We start from the raw sequence: 13,331 nt of genomic DNA on the forward strand, positions 1-13,331 counted from the left end.
TCGCCGCACCGGCGCCAGATTCAGTTGGCTTCATTTTGTTAGGAGCTCTAAGAGCTCATTTCAGAATGAGGTGCGTAGGCGTCGGAGGCAGATGATGCTGCAGGCCAGGAGCAACAGGGCGTGATGGAGACGGGCCTGGCGTTCGGAGCGGATGCGTAAGCGTTTGAACTGGTGGAGCCAGGCAAGGGTCCGCTCGACGACCCACCGGACCTTGCCCAGGCCGGAACCGTGTGGCGTGCCCCGGCGGGCGATCATCGGGATGACGCCTCTGGCGCGGACCAGCGTGCGGTATTTGTCGTGGTCGTAGCCTCGGTCGGCGAACAGTCGGCGGGGTCTTCGGCGGGGACGGCCGCGGATGCCGCGGATGGGCGGGATGGCCTCCAGCAGCGGGATGAGCTGGGTGACGTCGTTGCGGTGGCCTCCGGTCACCGAGACGGCCAGCGGTGTCCCGTGAGAGTCGACGATCAGGTGGTGCTTGGATCCGGGCCGTCCCCGGTCGACGGGCGAGGGCCCGACGTGGTCCCCCCTTTGCGCGCCCGCACGTGGGAGCTGTCGATGCTGGCCCGGTCCATGTCCAGCAGGCCGGCGGCGCGTAGTTCACCCAGCAGGGCCTGGTGCAGGCGGGGCCACACCCCGGCCCGGGTCCACTCCTCCAGCCGCCGCCAGCACGTCACCCCTGAACAGCCCACCACCTGCGCGGGCACCTGCCCCCAGGGGACGTCCCTGGTCAGCACGTACACGATCCCGGCCAAGGCCACCCGGTCCTCCACCCGCCGCCGACCCGGATGACGAAACCGCCGCGGCGGCGCCGGAGGCAGCAGCGGAGCCACCCGCTCCCACAGATCATCAGGCACCAAGACCACGCCCATATCCCAGACGATGACCCGGCCCCAGCCCCTCTACCAGTCACCAACCAGCCTCATTCTGAAATGAGCTCTAAGACGTAGCCGGTGCCGCGTTCCTCCAGCGCGGCACACAGCCTCGGGTTACCGCCTTAGATTTCGTCTCTCGCGACCCACGCGGCCCGGTGGCCAGCATCCAGGTGTTGGGTGACCATGCGGGCGGCCGGCTCTGACTTGGTCGCGAACTCCGTCTTGTCACCGAGTCCTCGACCCGGCAGCGGTCGAGGCTGGAGGCCCAGGAACGCGGAACATGGAGTTCCCGGTCGATCGCCGCGTGCCCTCGCGGGGTCGAGTATGGCGAGGTAAGCGGCTACCTGGCTGTTCTCGACGCCTCCGGCGGCGCCGGTGTGCTGGCGCCGGACACCGACAGTGTCGGTGCCTTTCTTCACGTCGCCGGTCTCGTCGACCGCCAGCACCGCCACATCGTCGCGGACCTGGTCGGCCCGCCCGCGCAGGTGCCACATGTCGTCAGGGTCCTGTCCCCGGCCCACTCGGCGATAGTCCGGAAGGTCCGACAGCGGGTCGAATACCGGCTTCCGGGCTCGGCGCCGGGATTCGACCCGCGTGAACCGTCCCGCTATCCGGCTCATCAAGCCCTCGAACGCCTCCTGCCAGCAGGCAGGGCTTACTCTGTGGCCTGCGGCCACGGCGTGATCTCAGTCTGGCCGCACCCGTCTCCACAGCGTGTCAGGCTCGCGCAGCGTCTGTCCGCCGTCCTGTGTCTGGAGGACTCGTGCAACGTGGCGAAGTCTGGTGGGTCCAGTTCGACGAGCGGAGGCTGGTCGTACTGCTGTCGGGAGACGACACCTCGGGGATCAGGGCGATGCAGGTCGTCGCTCCGGCGGGCGTCGACCTGAGCGGTCTGGGCATCGAAGTGAGCGTGGGCGCCGGTGAAGGAGTGCCGTTCGAAGGCGTGCTGCGGCTCGCGTTCCCGCGTCCGGGCTTCACCCCTTGCACGTGGCTGACCACCGTGTCACGGGAGGACCTGATAGAGCGGGCGGCCGTCCTGTCCTCGGCCAAACTCAGCGAGATCGACGATGCCCTCCGACTCGCCGAACAACCGCAGGAGCAGACCCCGGCGACGACCGCGAAGCTCAGCGAGATGAGGGACGCCCTCCGTCGCGGTGAACTCGGGTAGAGGGAGAAGAAGCCGATGGCGTGTCGACGCTGCCCGACTGTCGCCCCGGCACCCATCGCGATCACGATCTTCGGCTGGAGTGTGAGCCGCCCAAAGACCCAAGCCGTGGCTCAAAAGCCCAACAGAATCGGACGCCTGTCCCGAGAACGGCCAATTATCAGGCGGAGACCGCGTCAGAGGGAAATCAGACCGGCGAACTCCTCAGGAGTCGCAATGCGCGCACCCAGGCTCAAGCCGGCTTGAGAGAACAGCCCGGCCAGATCGGCAGTCTCCTCGGGCTGGCGATGCGATCACCCAAGCTCTCAGTTTCGCCCTGACCTGAGAAGAACACTGAGATCAGACCGGCGCGCTTCCAGCAGACCCTAAAGGAACGCCGCAACCAGCTCGGCGAACTCCTCGGGAGTCGCGATCCGGACGCCCAACCCCTCGGCCTTGGCCCGCTTCGAGCCGGCCTTCTCCCCCGCCACCACCAACGAAGTCTTGGCCGACACGCTGGACGACGCCTTCCCGCCCGCCCGCTCGATCAACTCGTTCATCTCGTTACGCGACAGCGCCTCCAGCGGCCCGCTCATCCCCCCGGTCACCACGACCGACATCCCCGCCAGCGGCGACTCGGCAGACCCCTCGCCCGGTTCGTCGGCCTCAGGCGTCCAAGCGGTCACGCCAGGCTCGACCATGTTGACCCCGGCGAGAATCAGCTTGTCGATGAGCGGCCCCACCTCGATCAGCTCGGCGACAACGACAGGAGCCTTTTCAGGCCCGATCCCCTCGACCCGCTGCAGATCCTCGGACGTCGCCGCGCGAATACCGTCCATGTGAGCGAAGTGCCGGGCGATACGCCGCGACATGCTGCGCCCGGTTCCCCGCACGCCCAAAGCACAGAACACCCGGCTGAGAGGCTGCTCCTTGGCCTTCACCAGCGCCGCGAGCAGATTGTCCGTACTCGTCTCCCCCATCCGCTCCAGCCCCAGCAACTGCTCCCGGGTCAGAAAGAACAGGTCGGCGAAATCGACGATGAGACCCGCGTCGAGCATCTGCTGGATGCGGTTGACCGCCAGCCCCTCGATGTCGAGCTGGTCGCGCCCGGCCGCATATTCGATCGACGCGATCGCCCGGCAGGCCCGCCCGCGCACGCACCGCCACCGTTCCTGGCTGGCGTCGATCGCGTCGCCGCACGACGGACACACCTCGGGGATCGGAATCGGCCGCTCGTCGCCGGTGCGCAGGTGGACGACGGGCGCCTCCACGCGAGGAATCACGTCGCCCGCCTTGTAGACGGTCACCGAATCGCCCAGCATGAGCCCGCGCCGCCCGATGTCGGCCGCGTTGTGCAGGGTGGCGTAGGTGACGATCGAGCCGTCGAGCTCAACCGGTTCCAAAACCGCGCGCGGGGCGATGATGCCGGTGCGGCCGGTGTTCCACTCGACGCCGACCAGCTTGGTGATCTTCTCGGTCGCGGGCAGTTTGTACGCCACCGCCCACCGCGGCGCCCGCGAGCTGAACCCGGCCAGCGCCTGGTCGGCGGCCAGGTCACACTTGATCACGATGCCGTCGATGCCGAACTCGAGGTCGGCGCGCGCGGCGGCGATCTCCTCGACCCGCGCCTGCACCTCTTCCAGCGTGGCCACGAGAACCCCGGCGACCGGCGTGACGGCCGTCGTCTGGACGCCCTGGCCCGCCACCCACTCCATGATCTCGCTGTGCGGCAGCTCGCTGAGGCGCGTCTCGGCACCCTCGAAGGGCAGGGCGCCGTACCCGAAGAAGGTCAGCTCGCAGACGTAGGGGCGCTCCTTGGTGCGGAGGGTGCCCGCCGCCGCGCTTCGGGGGTTGGCGAAAGTGGTGCCGTCGTGGGCCTGCCGCTTGGCGCACGCGTCGGCGAACTGGGCGGCGGTCATCATGACCTCGCCGCGCAGCTCCACGGTGACCGGTTCGGCCAGCCGGCCGGGCAGTCCGACGATGGTGCCGATGTTGTGGGAAACGTCTTCCCCGGCGACGCCGTCACCGCGCGTGATCAGCTGGACCAGCCGCCCCCGCCGGTAACGCGCCGACACCGCCAGCCCGTCGAGCTTGGCCTCCACGCTCCACGCCTCGACCGGACGCCCCAGCCGCCGCTCCAGCGAACCCGCCCACGACACCAGTTCGTCGGGGCCGAAGACGTTGTCGAGGCTGAGCATCGGCACCGTGTGCGGCACGTCGCCCACGACCGCGCCGCCCGCGACCTTCCCCGTCGGGGAGTTCGGCAGCACCTGCTCGGGATGGGCCGATTCGAAGGCCTCGATCCCGCGCACCAGCCGGTCGTAAGCATCGTCGTCGAGGGTGGAGGTGCCGTCGGCGTAGTAGGCGGCAGCGGCGTCGACGGCCAGCTGGACGGCCTCGGCGTAAGCGGTCTCATCCGAGATCAGCGTCATCGGGGGCGTTTCGTTCATGATCCCATCCTCTCGAACGGCACTGACATTTTCCGGCTCCGGAACGACGAACGATACGACTGCGGTGTGACGCCGACGACGCGTTTGAACCTCTCACGGAACGCGGTCGCCGAGCCGAATCCGGACCGTGCGGCTACGCGTTCGACCCCCTCGTCGGTCGTTTCCAGGAGGAACTGGGCGCGCCGCACCCGGGCCCGCAGCAGCCACTGCACCGGTGTGGTGCCGGTCTGCTCGCGGAAGCGGCGGCTGAAGGTGCGCCCGCTCATCCCGCCGCGCCGGGCCATGTCGGCCAGTGTGACCTCGTGGTCGAGGTTGTCCTCGATCCACGACAGCACCGGGTCGAGCAGCGATCCCCGCGGAACGGCGGGCCGGGTGTGCGGGACGAACTGCGCCTGCCCGCCCTCGCGTTCCAGCGGCACCACCGACACCCGGGCCGAGTCGGCGGCGACCTCCGAACCGAAGTCGCGCCGCACCAGATGCAGGCACAGGTCCAGCCCGGCAGCCGCTCCGGCCGAGGTCAGGACGGCGCCGTTGTCGACGTACAGGACATCGGGTTTGACGTCCACGAGCGGAAACCGCCGCGCGAGCCGGTCGGCGGCGGCCCAGTGGGTGGTGGCGCTGAGGCCGTCGAGCAGCCCGGCGGCGGCGAGGGTGAAGGCGCCGACGCAGATGGAGGCGATCCGGGTGCCGCTCGCGGCCGCCGCGCGCAGCGCGTCGAGGACCTCCTCGGCCGGCGGCGAGGCCTCCTCGGAACAGCCCGGGACCACGATGGTGTCCGCCTCCCGCAGCGCCGCGAGGCCGTGCGGCGCGATGAGGGTGAAGGCGGTCCCGGCCACCTGCGGTGCCGGGGCGCAGACCAGCACTTTGTACGGATTGCTCCCGTCGCCCAGCCGCGCCCGCCCGAACACCTCGATCGGCGTCGCGAGGTCGGCCGCCACCACATGGTCCTGAGCCAGGACCGCCACCGTGTGCATGCCGACCACCGTAGAGGTGGCGAGAACCCGGCGGAGATTGTCGATTCACCCCGTGGGGCGCCCACGCGCGGCCGATCTAGCCTGCCGCGCATGGACATCGTCATGCCGATTCTCATCGGGCTGGTCTTCGTCGCGGTCATGTCACTGTTCCCCGAACCGCGCCGCCGTCACGTCAACGCCGTGCTGGTCGGCGGCGCGGGCGCGGCCTATCTGAGCGGCGGCGGGCTCGGCTACTGGGAACTTTTGCTACCCGTGGTGATGACCTTCGTCGCGTACAAAGGGCTCAACAGCTGGACCTGGATCGGTGTCGGCTGGCTGATCCACACCGCCTGGGACGTCGTCCACCACCTGAAAGGGAGCCCGATCCTCCCCTTCTTCGAGCATTCGTCCTTCGGCTGCGCCATCTGCGATCCGGTCATCGCGCTGTGGTGCTTCGTCACAGCGGCCAGGACTCGCGGCGCCACGCCGCGTCCCAGAACATCCACTCATAGCGGGCCGTGGTGGCGAAGTGTTCCGCGGCCCGCGCGCGCTGCGCCTTGGTGGCCTCCTCGCCGACCCGGTCGGTGAGGGTCACCACTCTGCGGACCGTGTCCTGAAATGCCTCGTTCCCGTACGCCTCGATCCACCGCCGGTAGAGCGGATCAGGAGATGACCGCTTCAGCAGGTCCTCCCCCACCCGGGCGTAGATCCAGTAGCAGGGCAGCACCGCCGCCAGTCCGTCCAGGAACGAACCCCCGTAGACCGTGGCCAGGACATAGCTGGTGTAGGCCCGGGTGGTCGGCCCGACCGGCGCGGCGGCCGCCTGTTCGGCCGAGCCGCCGAGGTCGGCCATGAAGGCGGCGTGCATCTCGCGCTCGGCCGCGATGGCCCCGGCGGCATCGCCCGCGAAGGCGCTGGTGGTCTCGTCGTCGGGCGCCTTGGCCGCGCACACGGCCAGGGCGCGGGCGTAGTCGCGCAGGTAGTGGGAGTCCTGCTCGACGAAGTGGCGGAACGCCTCACGGGGCAGCGTTCCGTCGACGAGCCCGGTGATGAAGGGGTGGTCGAGAATCGCCTGGTAGACGCGGGTGTCCCATAAATCTTGGCTGTACGTCACTACGGACCTTCTCCCTACGCCGGCATGACCCGGTCAGGTTCGAGCGGTCTGTGGCCGCCTCAGCCACACTCTCAGCCCGTTGCGCGGGCTCCCGCGATGTCGTGATCGAGCCTAGACCACCCCGCCATTTTCCGGCAAAGCCCGGTGCCGCCTCCGGCCAGCGGGAATGGGCAGGTGGGGGCGATGCGGCATGACATCTCACGACCCTCCCGAGGGGCCCGTCGAGCGGGCGGCGGAGAAGGCGAACGCGGCGGCGACCGAACGGCGGCCGTTCGGCGAGCAGGGGCGGCCGTTCAACCGGCGGTCGCCGTTCCACGTGGGGATGATGGCCGCGGCGGGCGTGGCGGTCACCTACGGGGTGATCCTGCTGCTGGGGGCGGCGAAGGACGTGCTGATCCTCATCGGGCTGGGGCTGTTCCTGGCGATCGGGCTCGATCCGGCCACGAACTGGCTGGTGCGGCGGGGGGTGCCGCGCTGGGCCAGCGTGCTGATCATCGTGGTGGCGACGCTGGCGCTGGTCGGGGGCTTCCTCGCACTGGCCATCCCGGTCGTCGTGGCGCAGGTGAGCCAGTTCGTCCACGACGTGCCCATGTATCTCCAGCAGGCGACGAACCAGAACACGCTCGTGGGGCGGCTCAACACCCGGTTCGACCTGGCCCGCGTGATCCAGGAGCTCGGTACCGGTAAGAGCGAGATCTCGCTGGTCGGCGGGCTGCTGGGCGCGGGCGAGGTGGTGGCGGGCGCGGCCTTCTCGACGGTGATCGTGCTGGTGCTGACGATCTACTTCCTGGCCGACCTGCCCCGGATCAAGGCCACCGCCTACCGGTGCGTACCCAACTCGCGGCGCCCGCGCGCGATCCTCATCGGCGAGGACATCCTCAGCAAAGTAGGTAGGTTCGTGCTCGGCAACCTCGTGACGTCGACGGTCGCCGGGGTGCTGACCTTCATCTGGCTGGTGATCTTCAATGTCCCGTACGCGCTGTTGCTGTCGCTGTTCGTCGCGTTCATGGACCTGATCCCGGTCGTGGGGTCGACCCTCGGCGGACTGGTCGTCTTCCTGGTGGCGCTTTCGGTCTCCTTCCCCGTCGCGCTGGCCACCGCCGTCTTCTTCGTGGTCTACCGGCTCTTCGAGGACTACGTGCTGGTCCCGCGCATCATGGGCGCGGCCGTCGAGGTGCCCGGCGTGGTCACGCTCGTCGCGGTGACACTGGGCGCGGCCCTGCTGGGCATCCTCGGCGCGCTGTTCGCCATCCCGATCGCGGCGGCGCTGCGGCTGATCCTGCGCGAGGTCGCCTTCCCGCGCCTGGACACGTCGTGAGGTTCAGGCGCGCCAGACCCGCCGCAGGTTGAGGGTGTCGCCGATGGTGACGGTCGGGTCTCCGTCCACCAGAAGGAGATCGGCCCGCAGACCTGCGGCGATGCGCCCCCGGTCGGTGAGCCCGAACCGCCGTGCCGGGACGGAGGTCGCCGCGCGCAGCGCCTCGATCGGCGTGAGCCCCGCCTCGACCAGGTAGCGCAGCTCACGGTGGAGGCTGGCACCGTGCACGACGCCGCCCAGGAACGGCAGCGGCGCGGGCGCGGCGTCGGTGCCCGCGAGCAGGTCGACCCCCGCGTCACGCAGCGCCTTCACCGAGGCGAGCACGTCGTCGAGACGGCCCTGCGGATAGCGGTCGTAGCTGCTGCGCAGGGTGGCGGTCCAGGCGGCGTCGAGCCGCGATCCCACGCGCGGATCGTCGGCCAGATCACCACCGGTGATCCCCATCATGGACGCGTTCAGCACCACACACGGCACCACGAACGCCCCCGAGGCGGCGATGACATCGATGATCTCGGCGGTGTGCGGCTGATCCATGAACAGGTGGGCGAACCCGTCGATACCGGCCTCGGCGGCCATCCGCGTCGCCTCGACCGTGAGGGTGTGCGCGATGGCGAGCAGCCCGTGCCGGTGGACCTCGGCGACCCCGGCGTTGAGCGTGGCCTGGTCGAGCATGGGCAGACCGGGATGGCCTTCGACCGAGCCGTCGTCCACCATGAACTTGATGTAGTCGGACCCGTCCGCGACCAGCCGCGGCACGAACGCGACCGCCTCCTCCGGGGTACTGGCGAACGGCATCAGCGGCAGGTCGGGCCCGGCCGCGGGCTCGAAACCGGGCGGGAACAGCTCGCTCGGATGCCCACCCGGCGGCGTGATCCCGAACCCCGACGAGCGCACGTCGGCGACCGTGTCGGGCAGGTGCGCACGGCCTTTCTTGGTGTGCAGCCCCTGCATCTCCAGCTCGGTGGTGACCCCGAACCGCAGCGCCAGCGCAAGCGCGGGTTCGGAGGTGTGGACGTGGGCGTCGATCAGCCCGGGTAGCAGCGTGCCGCCCTGGGCATCGACGATCTCCGCCCCGTCGGGCGGCGGGGTGCCGACGGCGGCGATCAGCGCGCCGTCCAGCAGGACGGTCGTCTCCTCACGGACGCGCTCGCCGTCGAACACACGGGCGTTGACGATGGCCGTGGTCATGGTGCCTCCTCAAGTATGCATGATGCAATTACATGCTTAATAGCACATATATGCACCTTGTGGTAGAAAGGCGATGTGAGCGCAACACCGCAGGAGGAGCCGCTCCTCGACGCCGTGGGCATGGCCTTCGCCCGGCTCCGCCGCCGCACCATGCAGGCCCCCGTCGACGGCCCCGTGGGCCGCAAGGACCTGACGCGCAACCTGGTCCTCAACATCGTCGACGAAGCGGCCGAGGCGGGCCGCGAGATCACGATCGGCGCCCTGGCCGACCACCTGATGGTCGACGCGTCGGTCGCCAGCCGCATGGCGACCGACTGCATCAGCAACGGCTACCTGGTGCGGGCCGCGTCCCAGCTCGACGGGCGTCGCACCGTCCTTCAGCTGACGGGCGAGGGGGTGGCGCTGCTGGCCCTGTTCCGCCACCAGCAGCGCCAGGCCTTCGAACACATCACCCGCGACTGGCCTCGGGCGGAACGGCTGGAGTTCGCCCGGCTTCTACTGAAATACGCCGACGCCACCGCCCGGCTCCCGGCCCCTGACGCGTCTTAGGAGAACCCGCGTGGACCTCGGCTCGTCCTTCGGCACGGCGGCACCCGCTTATGCGGAGCACCGCCCGGATTATGCGCTCGCCGCCGTCCGCTGGGCACTGGAGCCTGCGCTGGGCTCTGACATGCTCGTTGTTGAGCCTTTGCCCGGCCAGCCGGCGGCGGATGCCGACGCGATCGCAGCCGAGCTCGCACCCAATCCACACGTCCTGGACCCAGGCACCGAGTCGCGGACCAGCATGATCGTCGTTGGGCCTATGCCCGGCCCGCGCATACCGGACCTGGGCACCGAAACCGACATGCTGGCCGCAGCGGATAGCGACGCGATCGAGCCCGCACCCTGTTTTGGTGTCCCCAACCGAGACACCGAAAGCGGCACGCTAGCCGCAGTCGATGCCGACATGATCGCGGTTGAGCCCACATCCGGTCCGCGCATCCTGGACCTCAGAGCCGGAGCCAACGCGATCGAGCCCGCACCCGGTCTGCGTGCACTGGACCCCGGCGTCAGAACCGACACACTCGCCGCGGCCGATGCCGACACGATCACTACCGAGCCGGCACCCGGTCTGGGCGCGCCCAACCGGGTCACCGAAAGCGGCACGCCAGCCGCAGTCGATGCCCGCCGAATCGCAACTAAGCCCACATCCGGCTCGCGCGTCCTGGACCTCGGCGCCGGAACGGGCAAGTTGACCGCCGCGCTGGTCACGGTCGGCGCCGATGTGATCGCGGTGGAGCCCGATCCGGCGATGCTGGCCGAGTTGCGCCGTTCGTTGCCTGGTGTCCGTGCGCTTTTGGGCAGTGCCGAGGCGATCCCGTTGCCCGACGCGTCGGTCGACGTCGTGGTGGCGGGCAATGCGATGCACTGGTTCGACATGGACGTCGCGGGTCCCGAGATCGCCCGGGTCCTGGTACCCGGCGGCGTGCTGGCCGGGCTGTGGAACGTCCTCGACGACGAAACCGAGTGGGTGGCCGGGCTCGCCCAGGTCAGCGGGGGCGCGGCCATCGGCCCCCGTGACACCCCTGCGAGCTGGCGTAACGAGACCGCCGGGCTGCGGATTCCGCCGGTGTTCGGCTCGGCGGAGCGGGCCGAGTTCCCGCACGGCCAGCGGCGCACCGCCGATTCACTCGTCGCGACGCTCGCAACCCGCGCCGGGCTGCTGGTCATGCCGGAGCCGGAGCGTCGAGCCACGCTCGCCCGGATCCGCGACTACCTGGCCGACCGCCCGGAGACCGCCGACGGCGAGTTCACTCTCCCGATGCTGACGGCGGTACTGCGCGTGGTCACCAGGGGATGACGCCCGCGTCGTCGGCGAACGTCCCGGTCGGGCCGCCGTCGGGCAGCGTCGCGTACCTGATCGCGACGGCCGCGCCCTCTTCCGGAGTGCGGCCCACGAAGCCGGTGAAATCGGTCGCGACCAGCCCTGGGCAGACGGCGTTGATCAGGATGCCCGTCCCGGTGAACTGCCGGGCGTAGTGCACGGTCACCGCGTTGAGGAACGACTTCGACGGCGAGTAAGCCGCCATGATCGGACCGATCGCGACGTCGGGGTCGGCCTGGCGGGTCACCGAGGCGACGCTGCTGGAGACGTTCACGATGCGCGGTGACGCCGAGCGCCGCAGCAGCGGCAGCATCGCGTTGGTCACCCGGATCACCCCGATGACATTGGTCTCCACGACCGTCCTGACCACGTCGAGGTCGAGCGTCGTCGGATCCTGCTCCCAGCCCGGCCCGGTCGGCCCGGAGATTCCGGCGTTGTTGACCAGCACGTCGAGCCGATCGAGCCCGGCGGCGGCCTCGGTGACGCTGCGGTCGTCGGTGACGTCCAGGAGCACCCCGAAGGCATCGGCCCCGGCGGCGCGCAACTTCTCGACGGCGCTCTCCAGCCGCGCCGCGTCGCGGGCCCCCACGCCGACCCGGTAGCCGAGGGCGCCCAGCCCGGCCGCGATCTCACATCCGATTCCCTTGTTCGCGCCGGTGACCAGCGCGACCTTCGTTTCGCTCATGGCCCGATGCTCGCGCGCGGCCGGGCGGCCCGGCCAACACCGATCCGGTCGCCTGTGATACCCGGCGGGTATGGTGGTGGGCGTGGACAGCCTGGAAACGCGGGAATTGCGCTACTTCGTCGCGGTCGCCGAGGAACTGCACTTCGGCCGCGCCGCCGAACGCCTCGGCATGGCCCAGCCGCCGCTGTCCCGCGCGATCCAGCAGCTCGAACGCCGCCTCGGCGTCTCGCTCCTCGATCGCAACCGCCGCGGCGTCGCCCTCACCGGCGCCGGAGAAGTGCTCCTGTACGAAGGCCGCGCCGCCCTCGACGCCACGGCCGCGGCCGCCCGGCGCACCCGCCGCGCCGGTGGCGCCGACAGCTCCCGCGACCGATTGGTCCTGGCGGTCAAGGCCGCCGGCGTGCACGAACTCCTCCAGAAACTCCTCGACGCCTACGCCGCCCGGCCCGGCGCCGCCGAGATCGAGGTGCTGCTGTGCGGCTTCTGCGACCAGGAGGGCCTGCTGCGCGACGGCCGGGCCGACGCGGCGCTCATGCACACCCCATTCAACTCCCTCGCCGGATTCGACAGCGAGGAACTCATGAGCGAGGGCCAGATCGCCATCCTGCCCGCCGGTCACCCCCTCGCGAGCCGCCCGGCTCTCTCGACGGCCGAGGTGAGCGACATCCCCGGCCTGCCGCTCGCCCGCTGGCCGAACCGGGGCGTCTACCCGCCCGGCCCCGGCCCGGAGATCCGCGACCAGACCCAGCTCGCCCAGCTCATCGCCCTCGGACGCACCGTCACGATCCTGCCCGACTCGGCCCGCCCCTGGCTGTGGGCCGACCACGCCGCCGTCCCGCTCACCGACGCGCCCCGCGTCGTCACGCACATCGCCTGGCCCGCTCACAGCCGCTCCCTCCCCCTTGCCGACCTGGTGCGCACCGCCGTAGAGCTATGACCCGCCGCCGGGGGTGACCAACCCGGTCTCGTACGCCACCACCACCGCCTGCACCCGATCCCGCAGCCCCAGTTTCGACAGGATGCGCGCGACGTGGGTCTTCACCGTCGCCACGCTGAGGTTCAGCCGGTCGGCGAGCTCGGCGTTGCTCAGACCGGTGGCGAGCAGGCGCAGCACGTCCACCTCCCTGGACGTCAGCCGCGACAGCTCCCGATGCAACGCGGGCGCGACGTTGTCACGGCGGGCGAAACGCTCGACCAGCCGTCGGGTGATGGTCGGCGCGAGCAGCGCGTCACCCGACCGCACCAGGCGGACCGCCGCGACCAGGTGCTCGGGGGTGACGTCCTTGAGCAGGAACCCGCTCGCTCCGGCCGCGAGCGCGGAGTAGACGTAGTGGTCGAGGTCGTAGGTGGTGAGGATCAGCACCCGGGTGTCCCCGGCGCCGGCCCCGCTCGTGAGGATCCGGCGGGTGGCTTCGAGGCCGTCCATACGCGGCATCCGGATGTCCATGAGCACGACGTCGGGCCGGGTCCGCCGCACCGCCGCGACGGCCTCCTCCCCGTCGGCCGCCTCCGCCGCCACCTCGATGCCGTCGGCGGCGAGGATCATACGGAACCCCGTGCGGACCAGGGCCTGGTCGTCGGCGATGACGGCACGCAGCGAATCGGTCATGGCGCGCTCCCGGGGACGCCCGCTTGGGCCTGGAACGGACCAGTATTTTGCGTGCACTCGTAGACGGAACCCTCATCAACCGTTCGACCGGCCTTCAAGATGACGCCATGAACGGCGAGCCGCACGGTCGAAGC

12 protein-coding genes, 2 pseudogenes and 1 riboswitch are annotated in these 13,331 nt (G+C 70.3%); of the genes and pseudogenes, 6 read left to right on the forward strand and 8 right to left on the reverse strand.

What is annotated here, in order from left to right; all coding sequences use genetic code 11:
• Nucleotides 1–60: 60 nt before the first annotated feature.
• Together ACYQ78_RS10940 and ACYQ78_RS10945 are read right to left on the reverse strand one after the other, a co-directional pair.
• Nucleotides 61–869, reverse strand: a protein-coding gene (locus ACYQ78_RS10940) for an IS5 family transposase (protein WP_459800653.1) whose coding sequence is annotated in 2 segments (ribosomal slippage) — nucleotides 61–533 and nucleotides 533–869 — 810 coding nt in all. Because the reading frame shifts where the segments join, the coding sequence is not laid out codon by codon here.
• A 128-nt stretch (nucleotides 870–997) separates the two neighbouring features.
• Nucleotides 998–1,549: pseudogene (locus tag ACYQ78_RS10945) on the reverse strand (transposase); the annotation flags it as partial.
• A gap of 86 nt (nucleotides 1,550–1,635) precedes the next feature.
• On the opposite strand from ACYQ78_RS10945, the gene ACYQ78_RS10950 reads away from it, so the two are divergent.
• The gene (locus ACYQ78_RS10950) at nucleotides 1,636–2,040 is read left to right on the forward strand and encodes a type II toxin-antitoxin system PemK/MazF family toxin (RefSeq protein ID WP_459800654.1); all 405 of its coding nucleotides are present in this window, start codon (nucleotides 1,636–1,638) and stop codon (nucleotides 2,038–2,040) included.
• 362 nt (nucleotides 2,041–2,402) lie between these two features.
• On the opposite strand, the gene ligA is transcribed toward ACYQ78_RS10950, so the two are convergent.
• Nucleotides 2,403–4,466 (reverse strand): NAD-dependent DNA ligase LigA, encoded by a 2,064-nt coding sequence (gene ligA / locus ACYQ78_RS10955; protein WP_459800655.1) that lies wholly within the window; start codon nucleotides 4,464–4,466, stop codon nucleotides 2,403–2,405.
• Entirely contained in the window at nucleotides 4,463–5,440 is a 978-nt protein-coding gene (locus ACYQ78_RS10960) for a GlxA family transcriptional regulator (RefSeq protein ID WP_459800656.1), read from the reverse strand. The genes ligA and ACYQ78_RS10960 overlap by 4 nt, the downstream gene beginning before the upstream one ends.
• A 138-nt stretch (nucleotides 5,441–5,578) precedes the next feature.
• Between ACYQ78_RS10960 and ACYQ78_RS10965 the strand changes: the two are divergent.
• A pseudogene (locus tag ACYQ78_RS10965) lies at nucleotides 5,579–5,824 on the forward strand (DUF6010 family protein); the annotation flags it as partial.
• A gap of 52 nt (nucleotides 5,825–5,876) precedes the next feature.
• Here the strand turns inward: ACYQ78_RS10965 and tenA are convergent.
• The gene (gene tenA, locus ACYQ78_RS10970; protein ID WP_459800657.1) at nucleotides 5,877–6,533 is read right to left on the reverse strand and encodes a thiaminase II; all 657 of its coding nucleotides are present in this window, start codon (nucleotides 6,531–6,533) and stop codon (nucleotides 5,877–5,879) included.
• A riboswitch (TPP riboswitch) is annotated at nucleotides 6,528–6,638 on the reverse strand. (Overlaps the previous gene by 6 nt.)
• Nucleotides 6,639–6,723: 85 nt before the next feature.
• Here tenA and ACYQ78_RS10975 point away from each other — a divergent pair.
• Complete coding sequence (locus ACYQ78_RS10975) at nucleotides 6,724–7,851, forward strand: AI-2E family transporter (RefSeq protein ID WP_459800658.1); 1,128 nt, start codon at nucleotides 6,724–6,726, stop codon at nucleotides 7,849–7,851.
• Nucleotides 7,852–7,854: 3 nt separating this feature from the next.
• On the opposite strand, the gene ACYQ78_RS10980 is transcribed toward ACYQ78_RS10975, so the two are convergent.
• The gene (locus ACYQ78_RS10980) at nucleotides 7,855–9,039 is read right to left on the reverse strand and encodes an amidohydrolase family protein (protein ID WP_459800659.1); all 1,185 of its coding nucleotides are present in this window, start codon (nucleotides 9,037–9,039) and stop codon (nucleotides 7,855–7,857) included.
• A gap of 75 nt (nucleotides 9,040–9,114) precedes the next feature.
• Here ACYQ78_RS10980 and ACYQ78_RS10985 point away from each other — a divergent pair, with 75 nt between their 5' ends.
• Both ACYQ78_RS10985 and ACYQ78_RS10990 read left to right on the forward strand, forming a co-directional pair.
• Nucleotides 9,115–9,588, forward strand: coding sequence for a MarR family winged helix-turn-helix transcriptional regulator (locus ACYQ78_RS10985; RefSeq protein WP_459800660.1), 474 nt, complete (start codon nucleotides 9,115–9,117; stop codon nucleotides 9,586–9,588).
• Between the two features lie 10 nt (nucleotides 9,589–9,598).
• On the forward strand, nucleotides 9,599–10,879 hold the full coding sequence (locus ACYQ78_RS10990) for a class I SAM-dependent methyltransferase (RefSeq protein WP_459800661.1): 1,281 nt from the start codon (nucleotides 9,599–9,601) through the stop codon (nucleotides 10,877–10,879).
• Here ACYQ78_RS10990 and ACYQ78_RS10995 read toward each other — a convergent pair.
• Nucleotides 10,866–11,588 (reverse strand): SDR family NAD(P)-dependent oxidoreductase, encoded by a 723-nt coding sequence (locus ACYQ78_RS10995; RefSeq protein WP_459800662.1) that lies wholly within the window; start codon nucleotides 11,586–11,588, stop codon nucleotides 10,866–10,868. The genes ACYQ78_RS10990 and ACYQ78_RS10995 overlap by 14 nt on opposite strands.
• Before the next feature lie 82 nt (nucleotides 11,589–11,670).
• Here ACYQ78_RS10995 and ACYQ78_RS11000 point away from each other — a divergent pair, with 82 nt between their 5' ends.
• Entirely contained in the window at nucleotides 11,671–12,525 is an 855-nt protein-coding gene (locus tag ACYQ78_RS11000; RefSeq protein WP_459800663.1) for a LysR family transcriptional regulator, read from the forward strand.
• Here ACYQ78_RS11000 and ACYQ78_RS11005 read toward each other — a convergent pair.
• Nucleotides 12,520–13,197, reverse strand: a complete 678-nt coding sequence (locus ACYQ78_RS11005; protein WP_459800664.1) for a response regulator — start codon at nucleotides 13,195–13,197, stop codon at nucleotides 12,520–12,522. The two genes, ACYQ78_RS11000 and ACYQ78_RS11005, sit on opposite strands and share 6 nt — an antisense overlap.
• Nucleotides 13,198–13,331: the final 134 nt, after the last annotated feature.

This window comes from Herbidospora sp. RD11066 (assembly GCF_054661255.1).